Source organism: Staphylococcus sp. GDY8P67P, assembly GCF_017892545.1.
In the GTDB taxonomy this organism is placed as follows: Bacteria; Bacillota; Bacilli; order Staphylococcales; family Staphylococcaceae; genus Staphylococcus; species Staphylococcus ureilyticus.
Genome location: NZ_JAESLH010000023.1, coordinates 12483 through 36551 on the forward strand (window position 1 = coordinate 12483; position 24069 = coordinate 36551).

General features: G+C 30.7%; 21 protein-coding genes. 12 read left to right on the top strand and 9 right to left on the bottom strand.

Annotated features, from left to right (window positions below):
• The first annotated feature begins 177 nt into the window (after positions 1–177).
• The 3 genes from KA833_RS09850 (at position 178) to KA833_RS09860 (ending at position 3338) form a co-directional block, all read left to right on the top strand.
• Positions 178–1287: a GAF domain-containing sensor histidine kinase gene (locus tag KA833_RS09850; RefSeq protein WP_046207632.1), complete on the top strand. Its 1110-nt coding sequence runs from the start codon at positions 178–180 to the stop codon at positions 1285–1287.
• A gap of 21 nt (positions 1288–1308) precedes the next feature.
• A complete protein-coding gene (locus tag KA833_RS09855) occupies positions 1309–1932 on the top strand; it encodes a response regulator (protein WP_046207631.1) in 624 nt (207 codons plus the stop codon).
• 122 nt (positions 1933–2054) lie between these two features.
• Positions 2055–3338: a dicarboxylate/amino acid:cation symporter gene (locus KA833_RS09860; RefSeq protein WP_046207630.1), complete on the top strand. Its 1284-nt coding sequence runs from the start codon at positions 2055–2057 to the stop codon at positions 3336–3338.
• 191 nt (positions 3339–3529) lie between these two features.
• Here the strand turns inward: KA833_RS09860 and KA833_RS09865 are convergent, their stop codons facing one another.
• From KA833_RS09865 to purU, 4 genes are all read right to left on the bottom strand, one after another.
• Positions 3530–3841: a hypothetical protein gene (locus KA833_RS09865; RefSeq protein ID WP_225309945.1), complete on the bottom strand. Its 312-nt coding sequence runs from the start codon at positions 3839–3841 to the stop codon at positions 3530–3532.
• A 185-nt stretch (positions 3842–4026) separates the two neighbouring features.
• Positions 4027–4776: a pyruvate formate-lyase-activating protein gene (pflA, locus tag KA833_RS09870; protein ID WP_046207629.1), complete on the bottom strand. Its 750-nt coding sequence runs from the start codon at positions 4774–4776 to the stop codon at positions 4027–4029.
• A 23-nt stretch (positions 4777–4799) separates the two neighbouring features.
• Positions 4800–7049, bottom strand: coding sequence for a formate C-acetyltransferase (gene pflB / locus KA833_RS09875; protein ID WP_210128400.1), 2250 nt, complete (start codon positions 7047–7049; stop codon positions 4800–4802).
• Positions 7050–7547: 498 nt separating this feature from the next.
• Positions 7548–8399, bottom strand: a complete 852-nt coding sequence (gene purU / locus KA833_RS09880; protein WP_064208790.1) for a formyltetrahydrofolate deformylase — start codon at positions 8397–8399, stop codon at positions 7548–7550.
• A gap of 414 nt (positions 8400–8813) precedes the next feature.
• Between purU and xdrA the strand changes: the two genes are divergently transcribed.
• The 6 genes from xdrA to yhaM all read left to right on the top strand — a co-directional run bounded on the left by xdrA (position 8814) and on the right by yhaM (position 16758).
• Positions 8814–9278: an XRE family transcriptional regulator XdrA gene (gene xdrA, locus KA833_RS09885; RefSeq protein ID WP_210128399.1), complete on the top strand. Its 465-nt coding sequence runs from the start codon at positions 8814–8816 to the stop codon at positions 9276–9278.
• A gap of 412 nt (positions 9279–9690) precedes the next feature.
• Entirely contained in the window at positions 9691–10821 is a 1131-nt protein-coding gene (locus KA833_RS09890) for a DUF445 domain-containing protein (RefSeq protein ID WP_210128398.1), read from the top strand.
• Positions 10822–10890: 69 nt separating this feature from the next.
• Complete coding sequence (locus tag KA833_RS09895; RefSeq protein ID WP_019468127.1) at positions 10891–11235, top strand: YlbF/YmcA family competence regulator; 345 nt, start codon at positions 10891–10893, stop codon at positions 11233–11235.
• A gap of 462 nt (positions 11236–11697) precedes the next feature.
• Positions 11698–12882 (top strand): metallophosphoesterase family protein, encoded by a 1185-nt coding sequence (locus KA833_RS09900; RefSeq protein WP_046207625.1) that lies wholly within the window; start codon positions 11698–11700, stop codon positions 12880–12882.
• Between the two features lies 1 nt (position 12883).
• Positions 12884–15817, top strand: coding sequence for an ATP-binding protein (locus KA833_RS09905; RefSeq protein WP_046207624.1), 2934 nt, complete (start codon positions 12884–12886; stop codon positions 15815–15817).
• Entirely contained in the window at positions 15817–16758 is a 942-nt protein-coding gene (gene yhaM, locus KA833_RS09910) for a 3'-5' exoribonuclease YhaM (protein ID WP_046207623.1), read from the top strand. Before KA833_RS09905 ends, yhaM begins: the two co-directional genes overlap by 1 nt.
• A 453-nt stretch (positions 16759–17211) precedes the next feature.
• On the opposite strand, the gene prsA is transcribed toward yhaM, so the two are convergent.
• The 4 genes from prsA to KA833_RS09930 all read right to left on the bottom strand — a co-directional run bounded on the left by prsA (position 17212) and on the right by KA833_RS09930 (position 20072).
• Positions 17212–18201 (bottom strand): peptidylprolyl isomerase PrsA, encoded by a 990-nt coding sequence (gene prsA, locus KA833_RS09915; protein ID WP_204171390.1) that lies wholly within the window; start codon positions 18199–18201, stop codon positions 17212–17214.
• 146 nt (positions 18202–18347) lie between these two features.
• Positions 18348–18914 (bottom strand): DUF3267 domain-containing protein, encoded by a 567-nt coding sequence (locus KA833_RS09920; RefSeq protein ID WP_046207621.1) that lies wholly within the window; start codon positions 18912–18914, stop codon positions 18348–18350.
• Positions 18915–19197: 283 nt separating this feature from the next.
• The gene (locus KA833_RS09925) at positions 19198–19569 is read right to left on the bottom strand and encodes a YtxH domain-containing protein (RefSeq protein ID WP_046207620.1); all 372 of its coding nucleotides are present in this window, start codon (positions 19567–19569) and stop codon (positions 19198–19200) included.
• A 77-nt stretch (positions 19570–19646) separates the two neighbouring features.
• On the bottom strand, positions 19647–20072 hold the full coding sequence (locus KA833_RS09930; RefSeq protein WP_046207619.1) for an HIT family protein: 426 nt from the start codon (positions 20070–20072) through the stop codon (positions 19647–19649).
• A 127-nt stretch (positions 20073–20199) separates the two neighbouring features.
• On the opposite strand from KA833_RS09930, the gene ecsA reads away from it, so the two are divergent.
• On the top strand, positions 20200–20937 hold the full coding sequence (ecsA, locus tag KA833_RS09935) for an ABC transporter ATP-binding protein EcsA (RefSeq protein WP_107525961.1): 738 nt from the start codon (positions 20200–20202) through the stop codon (positions 20935–20937).
• Positions 20934–22157 (top strand): ABC transporter permease EcsB, encoded by a 1224-nt coding sequence (ecsB, locus tag KA833_RS09940; protein ID WP_210128397.1) that lies wholly within the window; start codon positions 20934–20936, stop codon positions 22155–22157. The genes ecsA and ecsB overlap by 4 nt, the downstream gene beginning before the upstream one ends.
• A gap of 53 nt (positions 22158–22210) precedes the next feature.
• Here ecsB and KA833_RS09945 read toward each other — a convergent pair whose 3' ends face one another.
• Entirely contained in the window at positions 22211–22714 is a 504-nt protein-coding gene (locus KA833_RS09945; RefSeq protein WP_046207616.1) for a hypothetical protein, read from the bottom strand.
• Between the two features lie 260 nt (positions 22715–22974).
• Between KA833_RS09945 and hemE the strand changes: the two genes are divergently transcribed.
• A complete protein-coding gene (gene hemE, locus KA833_RS09950; RefSeq protein ID WP_046207615.1) occupies positions 22975–24009 on the top strand; it encodes a uroporphyrinogen decarboxylase in 1035 nt (344 codons plus the stop codon).
• Positions 24010–24069 lie beyond the last annotated feature (60 nt).

A 24069-nucleotide genomic window follows, 5' to 3' on the forward strand; every position in this document is an offset into this window, starting at 1 on the left:
TGACCAATTATTATCATACCATAAACACGCTGTTAAAAATATTAGACCTTGCGATTGATTTAATAATTTTTCATATTATTTAAGTCCAATTAAAAAGTAATTATTTATCTATTTTTAAATGCTTAACAAACTTGTATAATGTATGTAAATAGTGTTGTTAAAGAATGGACTGGTTAAATGGAAAAACCGACTAGATTAGCATTATTAAAAGAAATTGCTGAATTTTTAAATGAAGAAACAGAAACATATAGTATGCTACAAGGCGCATTGAAATCATTAATTGATGGAAGTGAATTTACAACGGGATGGATTTTTTTCATTGATGATGTGGGGCAGCATGAACTCGTATCATATAATGGTTTGCCAGGCGCATTGGAAAATAACCATTGTCAGTATATGCGAAAAGGAACGTGTTGGTGTGTTCAAGCATATCAAAATAAGAAATTAACGAAGGCTTCAAATATTATAAATTGTTCGAGAATTAATTTAGCGAATCGAGCTTATCATGAAGAAACTGATGGTATTACACACCATGCTACAGTTCCATTAAGATCTGGTGAAGAGCAATTTGGATTACTCAATGTTGCAACGCCTTATACGAGGAGATATAGCGCAGAAAACTTAGAGTTGTTAGAATCTGTTGCATTACAAATTGGATCAGCGATTAAAAGGATTTTGTTAACAGATCAAGAAAAAGAAGCTGCGCGTATTAGTGAACGCAATAGATTAGCAAGAGATTTACATGATTCTGTAAACCAAATGCTTTTTTCTGTTAAGTTGACAGCACATGCAGCATTAGGGATGACACAAGAAAATGTTTCTCGTAAAGCGTTTCAAGTGATTGAAGATACGAGTCAACAAGCAGTTAATGAAATGAGAGCTTTGATATGGCAATTAAAACCCGTTGGATTAGAGCAAGGATTGGTTAATGCGTTAAAACAGTATAGTAAGTTACTACAGTTAGAGTTAGTCGTTAAAGTAGATGGTTTGATTAAACTACCAAGTCAAATCGAGGAAAATGTTTATAGAATTGTTCAAGAAGCGATGAATAACACAAAAAAGCATAGTGAAACCACTCAAGTTCGATTAGATTTAGTTCAAGATGATAATTATTTATTAGTTACGATTGCTGATTTTGGCAAAGGTTTTGATAAACATAAATCAAACCTTTATCACTCACATGGTTTAAATAATATGAAACAACGGACTAAACAGATAAGTGGTAATTTGACAATTGAAGGTGAACCAAACAAAGGTACAAAAATTCATATCTCAATACCGTTATAAAGTGTCGAAAGGAAGGTCAAGATGAATCAAATCATTTTGGTAGATGATCACCATATCGTTAGGCAAGGTTTAGAATTTCTATTATCAACAGTTGATGATATAGAGGTTGTTAAAGGTTTTTCAGATGGCAAATCATTTTTAAAATATTTAGAAGCGCATGAATTACCTGATATCGTATTATTAGATTTAGTGATGCCCAATATGAATGGAATAGAAATCACTGAAATTATGAAGCAAAAATATCCAGAAGTTAAAATATTAGTGCTAACCAGTTATGTAGACGATGAACATGTGATTTCGGCAATTGATAAAGGCGCCGATGGTTATGAAATGAAAGATGTTGAACCTGAGAAGTTGATTAAAACAATTAAAAACGTGTTGTCAGGTGAAAAAGTTATCCATCCACAAGCTCAAAGCGTTATGGAGTCAGTAAGTAGTAAACCGCACTATACAAATAAACTATCTAAACGTGAATCTGAAGTCTTGACAGAAATGGCAAAGGGTAAAACAAATAAAGAAATTGCGGAAACTTTATTTGTCTCAGAAAAAACTGTTAAAACCCATGTCAGTCACATATTCGCTAAATTGCAAGTATCTGATCGCACACAAGCGGCGATTTATGCTATGCAGAATAATCTTATATAAATTATTAGATGTTATGTAAATATTATTTTACATAGCATTTTTTTGTCGTGTATATACTTTTGTTTCAAAATGTATAATATTACTATATAATGTAGCTAATAAACATAAAGGGGGATGTTGTTATGAAGACTAAAAATCTTTCATTGAAAATTGTTATAGCGTTAATACTCGGTATAGCAATAGGGTCTATATTTAACATGTTTGCTCAATCAAGTTTTGTGATCAACGTTGATAAATATGTCTTTAACGTGATTGGGCAAATTTTTCTGAATTTAATTTTCATGTTAGTAGTGCCTGTTGTGTTTGTTTCAATTGTATTAGGTGTAGTAGGGGTGGGTGATCCTAAATTATTAGGTGGTATTGGGTTAAAAACGATTAGTTTCTTTTTAACTACTACTGCAATAGCAATTATAATTGGGATTACTTTAGCTTTAGTTTTACAGCCGGGTGAGGGGAAATCAGATTTATTAAAAAGTGAGGATGTATCAAGTTATCAAAAAACATTAGATAAAGAGGATAATTCACAAAGTTCTGCAGCCAATCAATCATTTGATCAAACATTGATTAATCTATTTCCTAAAAATCCGTTACAAGCTATGAGTGAAGAAAATATGTTGCAAATTATTACATTTGCTATTTTCATTGGAATAGGTTTGATTATGGTTGGTTCGAAAGCTGAAGGGGTTTACCGGCTATTTGAGCAAACCAATGAAGTTTTAATGTATATTGTAACGATGATCATGAGCGTGTTTGCACCTATTGGTACTTTTGGTCTTGTTGCACATGCGTTTACAGGAGCAGGGTTTGGAGCTATCCAACAACTTGGTATGTATTTCTTTATAGTGTTGCTTGCGCTATTTATCCATTTCTTTGTTATATATGGTTCAGCAGTGAAATTTATAGCTAAATCAAGTCCACTGAAATTCTTTAAAGATTTTCTTCCGGCAATTACACTTGGTTTCAGTGCTTCGAGTTCTACTGCCACTTTACCAGTGTCGCTTAAATGTACTAAGAATATGGGTGTTAGACCAGAAGTAGCATCTTTTGTACAACCTCTTGGCGCTACAATCAACATGGATGGTACGGCAATCATGCAAGGTGTTGCAACGATATTTATTGCACAAATATCTGGGGTAGAGCTTTCATTTATGCAAATTATAACTGTTGTAGTCATCGCTGTAATAGCATCCATTGGTACTGCAGGTGTCCCTGGGGTTGGACTGATAATGTTAGCGATGGTTTTAAATGCCGTTGGATTGAATCCAGCAGCAATTGGTATTATCTTAGGTATTGATAGATTGTTGGATATGACGAGAACATCTGTCAATATTACAGGTGATGCTGCATGTGCACTAATCATTTCAAAAGCTGAAGATAAAAAATTAGCTGCTAAAAATGAAAGTTAATTAAATAAGAGATATAAATTAAAGATATTTAAAATTTGAGAGTGGCCCTAACATTGAAATATGCTGGCCACTCTTTTTTGTGATACGTGAGAAGTGTTGCAAATGAGTTGTTGATTTATAAAAATTTTTTTCTTAAAAAATAAACCATCATTATGATAGTTTAGTATTAGATTAACCTGATAGATGACTTATTAAGAATGAAGTACATTGTACAATTCTACAAATTTTTTACCATCTTTTCTAGGAACCTGATCAAATAGCCAAGGCTCTCCATCAGACTCCATAATCGTTATTCTAAAAGGAGTTAAAGATAGACCAAATTTAACACTTTGAAGTTCATTAAAAGGGAATAAACTTTTGATTTCATGATTTTCAATTATTCCTTTTGCTTTAAACGTAATTTTATCATTATATAACGTCAATATGCCTGGAATCATTTGCGCATTAATAAATTTCATAGAAGCACTGATAGAAATTAGTTTTGTTGAAGAATGATTATTCAAAGAAACATCCCCTTAAAATTTGTTTTAGTTAATATATCATTTTGCATAGTGTTATTCAAATTCGTGTTCATTAACAAAAAAGAAAAGTAGTGAATGATAGCTATATTTCAACTGATATCAATTCACTACTTATTTGATGAACTACATTTTAATAAGCGCGATTATTTTAACGTGTCGTAATAAAGTTAAATAGGGGTGTAACCTTTAAAATTTACATATTGATAGGCCTGTTTTACTTCAGCCTCGGTAGGTGCTGTTATTTGATCTAAAGCATAAGTTAAACCTAGTGATTGCCATTTATGCACACCTAATTGGTGATATGGCAGTATTTCAAAGCGCTCAACGTTGTCGAGTGAATTTATAAATTCGCCTAACCGTATCAAATCTTTTTTATCATCTGTGAGACCTGGCACTAGTACATGTCTTATCCAAACGGGTTGATTTTTAAGAGAAAGTGTTTTAGCAAAGTTTAATATATGTGTATTAGGTTGGCCAGTTAATTTGTTATGTTTCATATTATCAATATGTTTAATGTCTAATAATATTAAGTCTGTAAACTTTAGCAAAGCATCTAATTGTTTTTCAAAAGTATGTGTATTTTTCGCTGTACCAGCTGAAGTGTCAATGCAGGTGTGAATATCATGTGCTTTTAATGATTGAAATAAGGCGGTTAAAAATTTGATTTGTAATAATGGTTCACCGCCACTGACTGTCACGCCCCCACCTGATGCATCGAAATATGGTTTGAAAGGAGTTATTTCATTTACCATTTCCTCAACTGTGACTGCGCGTGTATAATCATTTATTTTCCAAGTATCGGGATTATGACAGTATAAACATCTTAATAAACACCCTTGAGTAAATAATATATATCGTAGTCCTGGACCATCAACGGTACCCAAACTTTCAACAGAATGTAAATGTCCTTTTAACATATATAAGCCGCCTTAAATTCAAATTACATTTTTTCATGGAAAGTGCGTGAAATAACATCTAATTGTTGTTCGCGTGTTAATTTAATAAAGTTAACGGCATAACCAGAAACACGAATCGTTAATTGTGGATATGCTTCAGGGTGTTCCATTGCATCTAATAGTGTTTCCCTATTAAATACATTAATGTTTAAGTGATGTCCGTGTTGCATTGCATAGCCATCCAACATACTTGTGAGATTTTTACATTGATCATTACTTTCCTTACCAAGTGATTTTGGAACGATGCTAAATGTGTTAGAAATACCATCTTTACAACAATCATAAGGTATTTTTGCTACGGTACTTAGTGAAGAAAGTGCACCTTTTTGGTCACGTCCATGCATTGGGTTTGCACCTGGTGCAAAGGGTTCTCCGGCTTTACGTCCATCTGGTGTATTTCCTGTCTTTTTACCATATACTACATTTGATGTTATCGTTAACACACTCATCGTATGTTCTGAATTACGATAAGTTTTATGACTACGTAATTTTGTCATAAAGCGTTCTACAAGGTCGATTGCTAAATCATCAACACGTGCGTCATTATTACCATATTTTGGGAAATCACCTTCGATTTCAAAATCTGTTACAACGCCATTTTCATTTCGAATAGGTTTTACTTTTGCATATTTGATTGCAGATAATGAATCTGCAGCAACAGAAAGACCAGCTATACCTGTAGCCATTGTTCTAATGATATTTGTATCATGCAGTGCCATCTCAATACGTTCATAACTATATTTATCATGCATATAATGGATGACATTAAGTGAATTAATATATACTCCAGCTAACCAATCCATCATTTTATCAAATTTTTCAAATACCTCATCGAAGTTGAGTACTTCTGATTTTATACTTTCATATGATGGTCCGACTTGTTGACCTGATTTTTCATCTATGCCACCATTAATCGCATATAATAAAGTTTTTGCTAAATTAGCACGAGCACCAAAAAATTGCATTTGTTTTCCAATCGTCATAGCAGATACACAGCATGCAATACCATAATCATCACCATAAGATTCTCTCATTAAGTCATCATTTTCATATTGAATTGCGCTTGTTTTTATACTCATTTTTGCACAATATGTTTTAAAATTGTCAGGTAGGCGAACTGACCATAATACTGTGAGGTTTGGTTCAGGTGCTGGACCTAAATTATCTAGTGAATGTAAGAAACGGAACGAGTTTTTAGTTACTAATGCACGTCCATCAATACCTACACCTCCAATTGATTCTGTTACCCAAGTAGGGTCACCAGAAAATAATTCGTTATAATCAGGTGTTCGAGCAAATTTAACGATACGTAATTTCATAATAAAATGGTCAATGATTTCTTGTACTTCACGTTCTGTAATCAATCCATTGTTTAAATCTCTTTCAGCATAGATATCTAAAAATGTTGAAGTACGGCCTAAGCTCATAGCTGCACCGTTTTGTTCTTTAATGGCAGCTAAATATGCTAAGTATAACCATTGTACTGCTTCTTTAAAGTTATAGGCTGGGCGACTTAAATCAAATCCATAAATATTGCCTAATGTTTTTAATTCAGTTAATGCACGGTATTGTTCAGATAACTCTTCGCGTAATCGAATAACATCTTCTGACATTTCTTTAGACATATTATTGAAATCTTCCATTTTTTTCTGCAATAAGAAGTCCACACCATATAAAGCCACTCTACGGTAGTCGCCAATAATACGGCCACGACCGTAGGCATCTGGAAGTCCTGTAATAATTCCAGCTTTTCTACAATTTAGCATTTCTTTTGAGTATGCATCGAATACACCTTGATTATGTGTTTTACGATAATCAGTAAATATTTTTTCAGTTTCACTATCTAGGTCATAACCATACGCTTCGCAAGCTGCTTTTGCCATACGAATGCCACCAAAAGGTTGCATCGAACGTTTGAATGGTTTATCGGTTTGGACCCCAACAATGCTTTCTAATTCTTTATTTAGATAACCTGCCTCGTGAGAAGTGATGGTAGAAGGAACTTTTGTGTCCATGTCCCACATTCCACCGCGATCACGCTCTTCTTTAGACAATTGCATGACTTGATCCCAAAGCTGAGTTGTTGCCTCTGTAGGACTTGCTAAAAATTGATCATCACCTTCGTACAATGTGTAATTGAGTTGAATAAATTCTCTTACATCTACATGATGTTGCCAGCGACCTTTTTTAAAATCATTCCATGCTGTGGATTGCATATTATTTTCTTTTAACATATCATTACCTCCAAAAGTATGTTATTTTTTTCACAATAATTATATCATTTGTTTTGTTAAAAAAATCACAAAGTTTTTGAATAATTTTAATCTAAAATGTGAAAGCTTTTGGAATCTGTATTAAAAAGTAATACACTTAATATCAATTGTAGTTCTGTTATAGAACAGTTTTTAATGTGTATATAATGATATGTCATACACAAAACAATATATAAAGTAGATTGGCAAAGGTGTTTAGTAAAAAGTGAAAACAACCATAAATTAAAGTTAAGTAGTGTTGATTGGTTGAGGAATTATAATTATTTAATTGCACAGCTTAACGAAGACGCGTTGATATACTATTAATTTTTTAAGAAGGGATATTGTAAAAGTTAAAATTAAAGAAAGTAAGTAAGATGCTTAAAAATGTCAAAGTTTCTTTTTAAAGTTGTTGAGATTGCGTTGCGCTTCGAATAAAAAGACCTGAGGCAGATATCAGTCTCAGGTCTTTTAAAGTTTTTAATTAAAAACAATAGTCTTACTACTCGCAGTGACAATTACCTTATGCAGCACATGATATTCGACAGCTTGAGCTAACACACTTGATTCAACATGCCGACCAATTTTACGTAAATCTTGTACATTGTACCGATGATTAATTCTTATAACGTCTTGATCTATGATAGGGCCCTCATCTAAATCAGAAGTAACATAATGACTTGTTGCTCCGACCAATTTAACACCGCGTTCCCATGCTTGTTTATAAGGGTTAGCACCTATAAATGATGGTAGGAATGAGTGATGAATATTGATGATTTGGTTTGGATAGTGACTGACAAAATGGTCGGATAGTATTTGCATGTATTTTGCTAAAACAATGAGTTCAACTTGATGCTCAGAACAAACATCTAGTATTTTTCTTTCCACAATCGCTTTATCTTCGTTGCTCGGTATGTAATAAAAAGGGATATGAAGCGTTTCTGCGAATTGTCTATTGTTTTCGTGATTGCTAACGATACACACAATTTCAGCAGGCAATTCATTTCTATTAACACGTAATAAAATTTCATTGAAAGCATGGTCTTCCTTGGATACAAAAAGTGCTAATTTTGTATGTTGCTGATCGTCAAATAATTTAAAATCTATTTGATGTGTTTGTAACGTCGCTTCCAAATCCTCTTTCAATGAAGGCACATTTTCAAATTCCAATCGTAAATATAATTGACCTGTATCATTTGATGAATGGTCATATTCTGTAAAATGGTCTAAGTGAAGAATATTAGATTGATATTGAGCGATTTTTTTAGTAATTAATGAAGTAATACCGACTTTATCTGTACAAGTTGCAAGTAATATATATTTCTCTGTCATTTTTTTACACCTCAATTATTAAAGTAACCCTGATTATAATGAAAATTCTGAAAAATGTAAATAAATGATTAATTTCTATTATTTAAGGCAAATGGTATGCCAAAAAGTAAAATTTAAGATATAATAATAAATGGTGTTTTTATATCAAAAGAGTAATAAGTGAAAAATATAATCACATTTCATACTTGTTATACGCTTACAATAAAAGTACTAAAAATGTTTAAGTTAATTATAAGATATAAGATTGATTATTTAGATAATTTCGCAAATAACAAAAAACAACGAAAATATCATTTCGCTCTTTTATTTTATCGCAAATTGTATTAAGATGTAATTTGTGTTTCAAGAAACGTGTATTATTGCAATTTCTTGTGTCCGGATAAAATATTCTTTTATGAAAGGTAGATTAAAGTAATGGATAGACAGAGTTTTACAGATTTAATTCAAACAAAATTTAAAATGGTGCGCATCGAAGCGGGTTATACGCAAGATACGATGGCACAAACAATTGGTCTTTCAAAAAAGACACTAGTACAAATTGAAAAAGAGAGAGTATTGCCAAACTGGACAACATGTGTGTCAATTTGTGCATTATTTAGAGATTCTGATGTTCTAAATAGTGCTTTCGGATGCGACCCATTAGAAATGGTACAAACAATTTCACGTAACCATTGTGCGTATCCAAATCATTCTACAACAAGTGATATATATTGGAACACAGTTGATACGCGTAACGGCTATATTTTACAAAGCAACAAAGTAAGTGATATCTACCGTGTACTAAATCAGGAAACACAACCTATTTTTGGTACTTCTAAATTAAGAGAAGCTGAAACATATTTTGGTAGAGTTTCTAAAGAAGAATTAATGCACGTATAAATAAATGTACTGTGTGATAGAAGAATCATTATTTATAACATTAACTAAAAAAGTTATGGCGTATATATTGAATGGTTTAGTCACTATAGTTAATTGAAATCGGTCATGAACTAATGAACTGAACTTAATAAGTAAGTTGATATAGTTTTTGACCCATGATAAAAAGAATACATCATTTTAAGAGCGAACACGGGAAATCAAATGTTGATTGATTTCTAAATCGCTCTTTTTTTAATTCTGTATTTTTACTAATACAAATTGAATGTACTCATAATGATTGCTACCAGCAATTTTATTTTGAAAAATAACAAATAGTATGCACATTTTTATGTTATATGTTATACAATGTAAAAATGACTGATATGATTGTACCTTCAGTTTATAACAAATTTTATTTGAAGGAGAATTAACTATGCACGCTTTTTTAATAATTATAGCGATGATGATTATTGGAGCAATAATAGGTGGCGTCACAAATGTAATTGCTGTAAGAATGTTATTTCATCCGTTTAAAACTTATTATATTTTTAATAGACGAATTCCTTTTACGCCCGGGTTAATACCAAAAAGAAGAACAGAAATTGCAGATAAAATTGGACAAGTTATTGAAGAACACTTATTAACTGAAACGTTAATTAAGTCAAAATTAAATGCACCTAAATCAAGAGAAGCAATCGAATCACTAATCTTAAAACAGATCCAAAAATTAAAAACAGAGCATGTGACGATTCAATCGTTGACGAAAAGTTTCGATGTTGATGTTGTACAGGTTACTAATGATAAAATGTATTCAGTTATCAATAATAAATTAGAACAATATTATGCTGAACATAAAGAAACCCCTATAAATCAACTGATTCCTTCAGATATTGAAGAAAATATTGATGCAAAGGTAGATGGGGTGCCTGAGTTATTATTTGAACGCGCACGTGTTTATCTTAAATCGGAAAAAGGTGCTGCTGATATAGCATCTATGTTAGATACTTTCTTTAATGAGAAAGGTAAAATCGTAGGTTTGCTACAGATGTTTATGACAAGAGAAAGTATTGCAGATCGAATACAACATGAATTGATTAGATTAACAAATCACCCCAAAGCTAAAGCAATTGCAAAACAGATTATTGAAAATGAATACGCTACATTTAAATCAAAAGCGTTAGTAGATGTCATCAATGAAAATCAATTCGACTCGCTTAAGGTAACGGTTACCGAATTACTAATAAACTATGCAAACATAGATAGTATATCGAATCGACCATTGAAAGAATTAATGCCAGAATTTATAACATTCTTAGAAACAAAAATTTCAAAACAACTTACGGAATTAATTATTGATAAAGGATCTAAGCATATTTCTCCAATCATGAAAAAAGTTAACCTAAGACAAATGGTTGAAGAACAAATAAATTCATTTGATTTAGCATATATTGAACGTTTAATCATAGATATCGCAAATAAAGAATTGAAATTAATTATGCTTTTAGGCTTTCTATTAGGTGGCATCATAGGTTTATTACAAGGCATAATTGCAATTTTTGTATAACATATTAAATTATGTTATTGTAATATCGATGTGGTTATAACACATATACAAATAAAGGAGTGAAGCACAGTGGCAGTAAATTTATACGATCATGCAAATCAATTAGAACAAGCTTTAAGAGAAAGTGATGAATATCAAGCAATACAAAAAGCTTATGCTAAAGTAAAAGAAAATGATGAATCAAAAGCACTTTTTGATGAATTCCGCGAAACACAATTAAACTTCCAACAAAAACAAATGCAAGGTGAAGAAATTGGTGAAGAGGAATTACAAAAAGCTCAAGAACAAGCACAAAAAATCGAAAATGATTCTAACATTTCAGAATTAATGGCTGCTGAGCAAAACATGAGCCAAGTATTCCAAGAAATTAATCAAATCATTGTTAAACCTTTAGATGAAATTTATGCTGACTAATTAATTAATCAGAATGATTATTTTAAAAGTAATCTAAAGTTCTTATAAAAATTTAAAAATATTTAATGTGTTGCCATATAATGATTTTAAAATTAATATATGGCAACAACCATAGTTTGAAGGAATATATGTACTTTTATTCAAGCATAAGTATGATAAACTCAATATATTGAGAAATGAAATACAAAAGAATTGATGCCAATAAATGAATTCTTTAATTGCTGGATAATCGTTCATGTTTTATTCAATGAATCATGGTTAATATTGAATTTAAAGCTGAGACATTTATTTATGTTTCAGCTTTTTTGTTTTATCGACTGTACAATAGTCGGTGTGGTAAAATAAAGAGATACGAGGTATTAGCGTGTACATAGGTGTTAGTCCATTTTTTAAGTCTCAATATCAATGCCTGTTTTTCATGCTTTTTATAAAAACCTTTAAATAAAGGAGAACTATAAATATATGGTTAAATTTATTCATTGTGCAGATTTACATTTAGATAGTCCATTTAAGTCTAGAAGCTACTTAAGTCAATCGATATTTGAAGATATGCAAAAAAGCGCATATGAAAGTTTCAAAAAAATCGTGGATTTAGCGTTAAATGAAGAAGTAGATTTTATGATTATAGCAGGGGATTTATTTGATAGTCATAACAGAACCCTCCGTGCTGAAGTGTTCTTAAAAGAGCAATTTGAAAGACTGGCAAAAGAACAAATATTTGTTTATCTTTGTCATGGTAATCATGATCCATTATCTTCATCTATAGGAACTGAGTGGCCAGATAACGTTTCGGTTTTTTCTGAAAATGTAGAAACATATCAAACAATTACTAAAAACGGTGAAGAAATATATTTACATGGTTTCAGTTATCAAAATGAAGCGAGCTATGAAAATAAACTTGATGCCTATCCGTCAAGTCAAGGTCAAAAAGGTATTCACATAGGTATTTTGCATGGTACATATAGCAAAACTAACACAAAAGACCGATATACTGAATTTAGATTAGAAGATTTAAACAATAAACTTTATCATTATTGGGCACTTGGTCATATACACGAGCGACAACAACTAAGCGATATGCCTCAAATTCATTATCCAGGTAATATTCAAGGTCGTCATTTCAAAGAAACTGGAGAAAAAGGTTGCCTATTAATAGAGGGCGATGATTTACATCTAAATGCTAAATTTGTGCCAACACAGTTTATTCGTTTTGAAAAGGCTGAAATAGATACAAACATGACTTCAAAACAAGGTTTGTTTGACGCAATACAAGATTTTAAATCACAAGTTAGAGCTGAAGGTAAAGCAATTTATCAATTAGTAGTAAATGTCAATTCAGATGAAATTATTTCTGATCAAGATTTAATGCAAGTGCATGAAATGATTAGTGAATATGAAGAAAATGAGCATAATTTTGTGTTTATAGAAGATCTGAATATAAAGAATAAAGATGATGAAAAAACGACCCTTGTCAAAGAATTTTCAGCAGATTTGATAGAAGATAATTCAGTTTATGAGTTAGCTATGAATGATTTATATCTTAATCCAAAAGCTTCCAAATACCTAGAAAATTATGATGATTTTGATCGTCGAGAATTAATTAAACGCGCTGAATTATTATTAAAGTCAGATATGAGGGGGGAGTAAAATGAAGATTAAATCATTAGATATATATGGTTATGGTAGATTCATTCAAAGATCCATTCAGTTTGATGAAAATTTTACAGAAATTTATGGGGAAAATGAGTCAGGTAAGTCTACGATACAGGCATTTATACATTCCATTCTTTTTGGGTTTCCAACTAAGAAAGAAAATGAACCACGACTAGAGCCACGTTTAGGCAATCAATACGGCGGAAAACTTACATTGATTCAAGATGATGGTTCTTTGATAGAAATTGAACGTATCAAAGGTGCAGCAACTGGAGACGTTAAAGTTTATCTACCGAATGGTGCCATTAAAGATGAAAGCTGGTTAAAGAAAGAACTTAATTTTATCTCAAAACGTACATATCAAGGTATATTTTCATTTGATGTCTTAGGCCTACAAAATATTCATAAAAATATGGATGAAAAACAATTACAAAACTATTTACTCCAGGCTGGTGCATTAGGATCAACAGAATTTACTAGCATGCGTGAGATTTTGAATGATAAAAAAGAAGCGCTATATAAGAAAAATGGCAGAAATCCAATTATTAACCAACAGCTTGAAGAGTTGAAGTCATTAGAGCGACAAATTCGAGAAGAAGAAGAAAAATTGTCATCTTACAAACGTTTAGTAGACGATAAAGATAAAGCAGATCGACGCTTAGAAAATTTGAAACAGAATTTAAACCAATTGTCTAAAATGCATGATCGTAAACAAAAGGAATTAGCTTTACATGAGCAAACGCAAGAATGGAAAACATTGGAAACCCAATTAAATATAGAACCTGTCACATTTCCTGAACAAGGCATCGATCGCTATGAATCTGCAAAAATTCAAACACAAAATTTAAAAAGAGATATTGGCTTAAGAGAAGAACGATTAACGCATTTAAAAAGTGAAAATGAAAAAATCAATGTACCTAAGCAATCTGATATTGATGCTTTTAACCATATACAACAACAAGAAAATGAAATTAAACAAAAAGAATACGAATTAAAATCAGTTAAAAAAGAAATTCAAGATAAAGAACGTGAAAAATCAGGCTTGAAGTCTAATATCGGATGGCAAGATGTATACCATGAAGTCGACAGTTCAGAGGCAATGAAGAGTCATGTAAGCGATCAAATTAAAAATAAGCAAGAACAGACTGCTTTTATTCAACAATTAGAACGCAATATTGAAGAAAATAAAATTGATAAAGAAACAAATCAAACTGAGATGGATGCATTAGAAAAAGATATTGTGTCTGATGAAAACTATGAAAAGAAAAAACAATATAACAATCGTGTATTCGAACTACAAGAGAAAAATAATTTATATCAAAAAATGAAAGAAGCTTTTGATAAAGAACAACAAGAAAATGAACGTAAACAAAATATTTTTCGATTTGCATTCGTTATATTAGCAGTTGTTGGTGTTGGATTAACTATCTTTTCATTTATTTCAGCTAATTTGGTCTTCGGTATTGTATTTGCATTACTATCTCTTGTATTTATCGTGGGTATCTTCTTAGTTAAATCGAAAGAGATAGGACATAGTGAAACATTTTCTAATGAAATTGAAGATTTGCAACACCAAATTAATGATTTAGAAGCCAATTATAATTTGGACTTTGATTTAGATGATCAAAATAGAATTCGCGAGCAATTCCATAATGCTATTAAAACGAAAGAGGCATTAGATAAAAAAGCCAATTATTTATCTTCCAATTTAGAATCTGCACAACAACAATACTCAAAGTCAGAGAATGAGATCAACCAAATTAAAGATGAATTACATTTATCTGATAAAATTTCAGACGAACTCATTATTGATAGTATTGCGACGATGAATAAAATTAAGGATTATGACAATCATACTGTTGAATTGAACGAGCAAAAAATTGAGTTACAACAGGCATTAGATACATTTTATGAACATGCAAAAGCAGTAACCCAAAATCAATTTACTTCTTTCAACACATTATCTTTATTTCATGACGTAAATCAATGGTTAAAAGAAGAAACAACTAATTTAGATAAATGGAATAGGAATCAAGAACAAATCACATTAATAGAAAGTGAATTATCACAGCTTAAACATCGCTTACATGAGAATAATAATGTGATATCACAGTTATTTAACTTTGTAAGTGCAAATGATGAAGAATCGTATTATCATCAGCATGCTCAATATCAGGCTTATCATCAACAATTAAACCGCTTTAATGATTTAACGAAATATCTAGAAAACCAAAATTATAATTACGAAGCTAGTTCTATGCTGAGTCAAAAAACATATGCTCAACTATCTGAAGAAGATGAAGTGTTAGAAAGACAAGTTGATCATTATAATGATCAATATTTAGAAATGCAGTCAGAAGTCAGTGATTTAAAAGCTAAAATCACGGATATGGAAACAGACAAAACGTTAGCGGATTTACGTCATAAGTTCCATATTTTGAAAAATAGAGTGAATGATGAAGCAAAAGATTGGGCAAGTCTTAGTTACTTACAATCTTTAGTGGAAGGACATATTAAACAAATTAAAGATAAGCGTTTACCACAAGTGATAAATGAAGCAACAGAAATCTTTGCACATTTAACAAATGGAAATTATGTACAAGTAACTTATGCGAATGAAGATTTAATGGTAAAACAAGTGAATGGTCAAATGTACGAACCAATTGAATTAAGCCAGTCTACTAAAGAAATACTATATATCGCATTGCGTTTAAGTTTAATTAAAACATTAAAACCTTACTATCCATTCCCTGTAATTATTGATGATGCATTTGTACATTTTGATAAACATAGAAAAGAAACGATGATGAATTATCTAAGACAAATGCCCAATGATTATCAAATTTTATACTTTACATGTGTCAAAGATACAAGTGTGCCTTCAAAACAAATTATTACTTTGAATAAACCTGAGGAAGGCGGTAAATAATGAGAAATGTAGAAAAATTAAATCCTGGAGATTCAGTTGATCACTATTTCTTGATTCATAAAGCGACACAAGGCGTAACTGCTCAAGGAAAAGACTATATGACGATATATCTTCAAGATAAAAGTGGGGACATCGAAGCCAAATTATGGACTGCTACAAAGGAAGATATGCGTGTTTTAGAACCAGAAAAAATCGTACACGTTATTGGTGATGTTATTAATTATCGTGGTCGTAAACAGATGAAAATTAATAAAATTAAATTAGCTTCAGATGAAGCAGATTTAAACATACATGATTTCGTAGACGGCGCGCCACTCACACCAGAAGAAATCAAAGAAGAAGTCTCTCATTATATGTTAGAGATTGAAAATGCAAATTTACAACGCATTACAAGACATTTATTGCGTAAATATCAAACAGAATTTTTTACATTTCCTGCAGCAAGTACACATCATCATAATTTTTCAAGTGGGTTAAGTTATCATGTATTAACAATGTTACGTGTCGCAAAATCTATTTGTGATATATATCCACTTTTAAACCGCAGTTTATTATATAGTTCTATTATTTTACATGACCTAGGTAAAGTTAAAGAATTAAGTGGTCCTGTTGCAACAACATATACGGTTGAAGGTAATTTGCTGGGCCACATCTCTATTGCCAGTGATGAAGTAGCAGATGCTGCACGAGAATTAAATATAGAAGGTGAAGAGGTATTATTACTGCGTCACATGATTTTAGCACATCATGGAAAAATGGAATTTGGCTCTCCGAAACTACCACATATGAAAGAGGCAGAAATTTTGTTTTTCATCGATAACATTGATGCAAAAATGAATATGTTTGAAAAAGCATATAAGAAAACGCCAAAAGGTCAATTTACTGAACGTATTTTTGGGCTTGAGGGTAGACAATTTTACAATCCAACATCTTTAGATTAAGCGATACGGAAAATATACGCTTAAAAAAATAAAATTGAAACATTTTGAAAGTAAAGGACTAATCCAAATTTTGATATGCTCCCTTCAAAGTTTACATTTTTAAGTGTCTACTTTGAAGGGAGCAGTTCATTAGCGTGGATTAGTCTTTTTTATATGTAAAATCATTCGTTTCTGACCGTGATTATTTACAATTAATATGTCGTATTAGAAGGTAAGAAGTAGGGGGTGAGATAATCGTTTTCTATTCATGAGCATCGTATGATTTGATATAAGTAGATTGAATATGTGTTTATCCTGTGTTATATATCAGCGCAAGAGATAAAATACAATCGTCTCGAAAAATATGTGTACAAGCATAATTAATAAGTAAATATAAGTTAGTTTCATTAATAAAAAAACAAGGCAAATGCCCTAGAAATTAGCATTTGCCTTGTTTACTTGTGAATTATGATTCTATTGTCCAGAGGTCATACCAGCTCCACCTTGTTGCATCGCTTGCTGTTGTTGCTGTTGTTGTTGCTGTTTAATTTTATCTGGGTCTAGAATGGAATCTTCAATAGCTTTTTTAATATCTCTATCTTTATAATCTACTTTGTATTCATCTAACAGTTCTTTATAAGCGTCTGTTAGTAATTTAGGACTTTTTTGTACTTTTTGTTGGATTAATTGCGATTTTAGCTTACCTTTTTCTTTATCAAAGTCATTTTCTTTATCTGCTTTAATAATATGGTAACCATAATCTGTTTTAACTACTTTTGAAACGTCGCCTTCTTTAAGTTTGAAGAGCGCCTTTTCAAAATCTTTTTCCATTTGTCCTTTGATAACATATCCTAAGCTACCATCTTTTTTAGCCGAAGATTTATCCATTGATTCTTTTTTGGCAATTTCTCCAAATTTGTCAGGATTTTCTGATACTTGTTTTTGGATTTTTTCTGCTTTTGCTTTTGCATCTTTATCTGATAAACCTTCTTTGTCATCTTTATTCTCTTTAACTTTAATTAAAATATGCGAACCTTTTTTAGTAGATTCTTTAATTTCTTTATCAGAAATATTCACTTTATCGTTCAGTAGTGCCTTTTGATATGATTGTAATTTTTTTTGCTCTTTATAGTCACTAAGTGACATTTTTTGTTGTTTTAACATACTTTCAAATTGATCTTTGCCACCGTATTGTTTTTGTTCTTTTTCAACTTCTTTATCAATATCTTTCGTGTCTATTTTATCTTTATACTTATCTGCTAACAATTTATTTAATAATATAGAAAAAGATGTGTTTGCAACTTGCTCATCACCCATTTTATCCATTACATCTTCAACTTTAACATCGCCAGCTTTTGATGAAATAATTGTATCTTCTTTAGAATCTGTAGCGCTATTACCACAAGCACCTAATAATAATGCACTAGCAGTAACAGGAATTATAACTTTTTTAAATGTTTTCATGATTGGGAACTCCTTTTGTAAGAATAACAACGTAAATATAACATATAAAGTCGTTTTCACCAATTAGAAACCTAATATATACGACTATAGTTGTAACCATTTTATATAAAAAAGAGCGAATAAAAAAAGCAAACATTGCTGTTTGCTTAATCAAGTTCATGATTCGTATAAGGTGATACTTTGTTTAAAATATTAATACCAGTTTGATGTTCTTCAACATAAGTACCTTCATTTGAAAATAATATGATCTTTAAATAAAGAAAATCCATAACCGAATAACCTAAATTCAAAGCAATTAAAAACATTAAATAATGACCATATTGAGGAATGATAGTACTTATAAATGTGCAAACAATCGTTATAAATAAAGCTGGTGTGATTAAATCAAAACAAAAATAATATTTATTAACAGGTGTATTTACATACACATTATAAAAAGGCACAGACTTATGTTTTACTAATTTATATTTTTTAAATGACTTACGATAGGGATAGAAAAACAATAAGTGGATTAATTTATGTAAAGGGTACAAAAGCACTACTAAAATTAAAAATATTAAAAAGTGGTCGTCTGTTAATTTGGTATTTGAAAAGAAGTATAAAAGTTCGTATGCAATTAAAAATGTGATAATTGTAGTAACAAAACTAAGGAAAGCAATTCTAGGTATGCCAAAACGAGCGTTAATATCTATTTGACGTGTACATAAATACATTACGCAATCATACTCCTTTTTAAAATTTATTGAATATACTTTCGTATTATCTAACGTATTCTTACAGTCGTCAAGTTTAACTTTAAGTTAATTTTAGAGTTTGAAAAGTTCTCAAAACACTATAATGTAAGGATATTATAGTTTTTAATCAAAGAAAGATGAGTGTACTATATATTTTTTAATTCAGCATCATTTTAAAGACATAGATGTTTTTATTGTAATAAAGAAAAGAGTTATAACTCAGGTTTTCAAGTGAGTTATAACTCTTAGTTAATTGAGTTAATTATTTGTCTTTTTCAAATGCTTTTGAAATTTCTTCGCCACGATTTTGTAAATTTTCAATATGGGATTGCAAATTTTCAATATTAGGATCGATATCAGATTTAAAATCACCAATCATCGTTTTCACTTCATCACCAATAGTACTGCCAATTTCAGTACTTTCTGATTTGATTTGTGAAATGTAATTTACAATATCATTGACGTTTTGCTTTATAGTGTTGATTTCTTTATCAAATTCAGATTCAGCACCCGTAGGTCTGCGCGCTTCTGTCTCAAATTGGTTTGAATTTTTCTTATCACGATTCATTAATGCAACACCAATTCCAGTTGCAACACCAGCACCAAGACCTAGTAATAATTGAGCTGTTTTCATAAAAATTCTCCTCATTTCTAAAATTTCTGAGTCATTAATATTTTTAATATACCCTATATCATATCAGGTAAGCATAATTAATTAAATTGTGCTGCAATTTCTTGTGCAATTTTTTTCTTTTGTTCATCGCCTATGCTTTCTTCATGTGTTTCCCATTTATAACCAAAACCATCTACTTCATTTTCATATCTTGGTAACAGATGAAAATGTAAATGGAAGACAGATTGATCGGCAAATTCACCATTATTTTGTATAATATTTAGACCATCAGGGTTAAATGCTTTTTTGATTGCGTTTGCTACTTTAGGTAAAGCAACGCCTATATGTTTCATTGTTTCACTATCCGTTTCAAAGATATTTGCAGAAACTTTTTTAGGAACTAATAAAGTATGACCTTTGGTCACTTGAGAGATGTCTAAAAATGCATAAACATATTCATCTTCATATACCTTATAACTAGGAATTTCACCATTAATTATTTTACTAAAGATTGTTTCAGACATAAATTTTCACTCCTTGTCAGATGTTTAGTAACTATTATAGCATTACTGATTAAATTCCGTCATTTTTTGAAGTAACTTTATGAACAATGTTTGATTTTTGATACAATACTATTTGTGGAGGTGCCTTATGACAGTAAAAGTAGAGCATTTAACAGGCGGTTATGGCAAAAGACCTGTGATAAAAGATATAAATTTTGAATTAAAAAAAGGAGAAATTGTTGGACTGATAGGTTTGAATGGTGCTGGGAAGAGTACCACTATTAAACATATGTTAGGCTTATTAACGCCGATGGAAGGGCAGTTAACAATTTCAGATATTGATATCAAACAAGATGTAGAAGCTTATAGACGTAAGTTGTCATATATTCCGGAAGCACCAGTCATATATGATGAATTAACGTTGCAAGAACATATTAATATGACAGCAATGGCGTATAATATAGATAAAATGGAAGCGATGAAAAGGGCAAATCCATTATTAAAAACATTTAGGTTAGAAAATGAGTTAGATATATTTCCGAGTCATTTTTCTAAAGGTATGAAACAAAAAGTAATGATTATTTGTGCATTTATTGTGGATCCAGAACTATATATCATTGACGAGCCATTTTTAGGATTAGATCCTTTAGGTATACAATCTATGCTTGATTTAATGGTCGAGAAAAAAGAAGAGAACAGAACTGTATTGATGAGTACACATATTTTGGCAACGGCCGAAAAATACTGTGACAGATTTTTAATAATGGACAAAGGGCGAATTGTAGCATTTGGCAATATAGATGAATTGAGGGAACAAACAGGTTTAAGTGGTAAAACCTTAGATGAAATATATATACACGTTACTCAAGGTGGCCAAAATTCATGAAACAAGAAGCTAAACAATTATTTAACCTAAGGAAACAAGCAATCAAAAAAGAGAAAAGTTATTATAATAAATTTATATTTAATGGTCACTTTTCTGTGTTTCTTGTAATTTTATTAGGGGCATTTATTTTAGGTTATGGTGATTGGTTGAAAACAATACCTAAACATTTTAATTATGCCTTAATTGCTAGTATGATCACAGCCATCACATCCATGTTTCCAATTAGGACTTTATTAAAAGATGCAGATAAATTATTTCTATTGCCATTTGAAAATCATATGTTTGAATATATGAAAAAAAGTTTGATTTATAGTTATGTAACAAGGTTACCTATACAAATATTATTGATTATTATATTTTTTCCATTATTTTATGTGATTAATAACAAAACTTTTGGATTTTATATTATCTTTGCTGGACTAGCAATTATATTTCCGCTCTTAGGTTTATTATTAAAATGGCAGTGGTATAAATTTCGTCTTGAACGTTGGTCTTTATTTAGCATTTTGTTTGTGATATTTACATCTGGTTATTATGTAGCCTTAGATCCTAAAAATATCTCAAGTATTTTTTCAGTTATTATACTTGTTGCTCTGACTCTGTTGATAAAATATTTAAACAAAGACTATTTGTTCCCATGGGAGCATATGATTAATACAGAACAACAACATCATATGAATTATTATAAATTTGTAAATATGTTTACGGATGTAAAACAATTAGAAGAGAAAGCAGTAAGGAGAAGTTATTTAGATCCGTTATTGTGGAAACCGAAACCTAAAAAATTTAATGAAAACTATATGTATCTTTATTTATTTATTAGAAGTTTTGCTAGAGGTAAAGACGCATTTAATATTATATTACGCTTGATTATTATAGCTTTAGTTATGATGATATGGTTACATCAAGTCATCGTAGTTTTATTAATTGGTAGTCTATTTATGTATATTATATTGTTACAAATGGCTCAATTTTATACACAACAAGCATATGGTCTATGGCCTCAAGTTTGGCCTGTATCTGATAGTAAGGTCATTAAAGGATATGAACAATTTTTAAATAGATTAATGTGTATTATAGGCGTGATTTTTATCGTTACTTTTGCTATTGTTTTTCCACAATATAGTTTGTTTGGTCTCATTTACTTTCTTGTAGGATGGTTGACGATTAGAAATATAACTAAAAAATTGAAATATCAAGAAAGTTTGCTAACAGATTAAAAAATCGCTACTCAGGTTTTAGCTTAGAGCTAAATTTGAGTAGCGATTTTTAATTAGTAATCGTCAATTGGGAATAAATATCTTTCGAAGTAACTTGAATGTTGACCACTAGAACCAAAGAATTGACTTAGTGCTAGTTTATCAAAGTTTTCTTGGAAAACGGCAGACGCTTTGAAATCTTCGTAATCTGTACGACTATTAAAGCCAAAATAAATTTTATATGTTAACCCTTGATTTGGTTTTAAAAAGCGATAACTTCTATAACCTGCAAATTGTTTGAAATCAGTTGTGACATTTTCTAATTTCTTTTCTAATTGATATGCATGATCCTCTGATGTTGGTATAAAAATAACAGAATAGAAGTAATTTTCATCTAAATTCCCTTCAGACTTAATGATGTCATAAGCCAGCGGGTGTTTTAAAACCGTTTCACCTTCTGTTTCTTCTATAATAACTGAAGAATCGGAAGCTGAAAATTGTAGTAGATGATGTGTTGGATTATTCAGTCTAATTTGATTTAAATAACCAAATGTACCGTAAGATGCGTAAATTTTCATAAGTTTTCCCCCTTGAATTGTTTAAGAAACATTGCATAACTATTATAATTTACTATATATACTTCTAATATTTCAAATAAATGTAAAATAGACTTTAACAGTATTATAATTGATTTCTGTTAGAAAACAATAGTCAAATAATTAAGAATAACAAAGTGACACACTTTGTCTTTTTTATGACATTTCTATTGATTGAATACGGGAAATTAGTGGATATGGTAATATTAATAAGAATGATTATAATGTAGGAGGATTACAAGGTGCATAATAAAAATAATACAATCCTAGATATGATTAAGGGCAAAGAAGTTAAGCACACACCTGTGTGGTTTATGCGTCAAGCTGGTAGATCACAGCCTGAATATAGAAAACTGAAAGAGCAATACTCTTTATTTGAAATAACACACCAGCCAGAATTATGTGCATACGTAACACATTTACCAGTAGATAATTATAATACGGACGCTGCGGTTTTATATAAAGATATCATGACCCCATTGCAACCGATAGGGGTGGACGTAGAAATTAAGTCCGGGATAGGACCAGTAATTCATAATACGATTAAAAATATACAAGATGTTGAAAAATTAGGGAATATTGATCCGAAACGAGATGTTCCATATGTATTAGACACGATTAAATTATTAACTGAAGAAAAATTGAAGGTGCCATTGATTGGTTTTACTGGCGCTCCTTTTACCTTAGCAAGCTATATGATTGAAGGTGGGCCTTCTAAGAATTATAATTTTACAAAGGCAATGATGTATAGTGACGAAGCAACTTGGTTTGCGCTTATGGATCATTTAGTCGATATGTCTATTACTTATACGACAGCTCAAATAGAAGCTGGTGCAGAAATCATACAAGTATTTGATTCTTGGGTTGGTGCATTAAACGTTCAAGATTACAGATATTATATAAAACCAGCAATGAAAAAGTTAATTAATGGAATTAAGGCGAAATACGATGTACCCGTGATTTTATTTGGTGTGGGTGCAAGTCATTTAGTACATGAATGGAATGATTTACCAATAGATGTATTAGGTCTAGATTGGAGACTGTCTATTAAAGAAGCTAATGATTTAAATATTACTAAAACATTACAAGGGAATTTAGATCCATCTTTACTATTAGCACCTTGGGAAGTTATAGAAGCGCGATTAAAACCGATTTTAGATGAGGGCTTAGCACATGGTAAACATATATTTAATTTAGGACATGGTGTTTTTCCACAAGTTAAACCCGAAACTTTAAAAAGAATTACTACGTTTGTTCACGAATATACTCAAAGATAGTTAGACATACAAAAGGTGAACAAGATTTACATTTAATTATGTCATCTACATCTTAAAAAT

What these genes read in the sequence shown, in the direction of transcription:
- KA833_RS09850 (WP_046207632.1), top strand. Translation starts at nt 178, where the DNA reads ATGGAAAAACCGACTAGATTAGCATTATTAAAAGAAATTGCTGAATTT.
- KA833_RS09855 (WP_046207631.1), top strand. Translation starts at nt 1,309, where the DNA reads ATGAATCAAATCATTTTGGTAGATGATCACCATATCGTTAGGCAAGGT.
- KA833_RS09860 (WP_046207630.1), top strand. Translation starts at nt 2,055, where the DNA reads ATGAAGACTAAAAATCTTTCATTGAAAATTGTTATAGCGTTAATACTC.
- pflA (WP_046207629.1), bottom strand. Translation starts at nt 4,776, where the DNA reads ATGTTAAAAGGACATTTACATTCTGTTGAAAGTTTGGGTACCGTTGAT.
- pflB (WP_210128400.1), bottom strand. Translation starts at nt 7,049, where the DNA reads ATGTTAAAAGAAAATAATATGCAATCCACAGCATGGAATGATTTTAAA.
- purU (WP_064208790.1), bottom strand. Translation starts at nt 8,399, where the DNA reads ATGACAGAGAAATATATATTACTTGCAACTTGTACAGATAAAGTCGGT.
- xdrA (WP_210128399.1), top strand. Translation starts at nt 8,814, where the DNA reads ATGGATAGACAGAGTTTTACAGATTTAATTCAAACAAAATTTAAAATG.
- KA833_RS09890 (WP_210128398.1), top strand. Translation starts at nt 9,691, where the DNA reads ATGCACGCTTTTTTAATAATTATAGCGATGATGATTATTGGAGCAATA.
- KA833_RS09900 (WP_046207625.1), top strand. Translation starts at nt 11,698, where the DNA reads ATGGTTAAATTTATTCATTGTGCAGATTTACATTTAGATAGTCCATTT.
- KA833_RS09905 (WP_046207624.1), top strand. Translation starts at nt 12,884, where the DNA reads ATGAAGATTAAATCATTAGATATATATGGTTATGGTAGATTCATTCAA.
- yhaM (WP_046207623.1), top strand. Translation starts at nt 15,817, where the DNA reads ATGAGAAATGTAGAAAAATTAAATCCTGGAGATTCAGTTGATCACTAT.
- prsA (WP_204171390.1), bottom strand. Translation starts at nt 18,201, where the DNA reads ATGAAAACATTTAAAAAAGTTATAATTCCTGTTACTGCTAGTGCATTA.
- KA833_RS09920 (WP_046207621.1), bottom strand. Translation starts at nt 18,914, where the DNA reads ATGTATTTATGTACACGTCAAATAGATATTAACGCTCGTTTTGGCATA.
- KA833_RS09925 (WP_046207620.1), bottom strand. Translation starts at nt 19,569, where the DNA reads ATGAAAACAGCTCAATTATTACTAGGTCTTGGTGCTGGTGTTGCAACT.
- KA833_RS09930 (WP_046207619.1), bottom strand. Translation starts at nt 20,072, where the DNA reads ATGTCTGAAACAATCTTTAGTAAAATAATTAATGGTGAAATTCCTAGT.
- ecsA (WP_107525961.1), top strand. Translation starts at nt 20,200, where the DNA reads ATGACAGTAAAAGTAGAGCATTTAACAGGCGGTTATGGCAAAAGACCT.
- ecsB (WP_210128397.1), top strand. Translation starts at nt 20,934, where the DNA reads ATGAAACAAGAAGCTAAACAATTATTTAACCTAAGGAAACAAGCAATC.
- KA833_RS09945 (WP_046207616.1), bottom strand. Translation starts at nt 22,714, where the DNA reads ATGAAAATTTACGCATCTTACGGTACATTTGGTTATTTAAATCAAATT.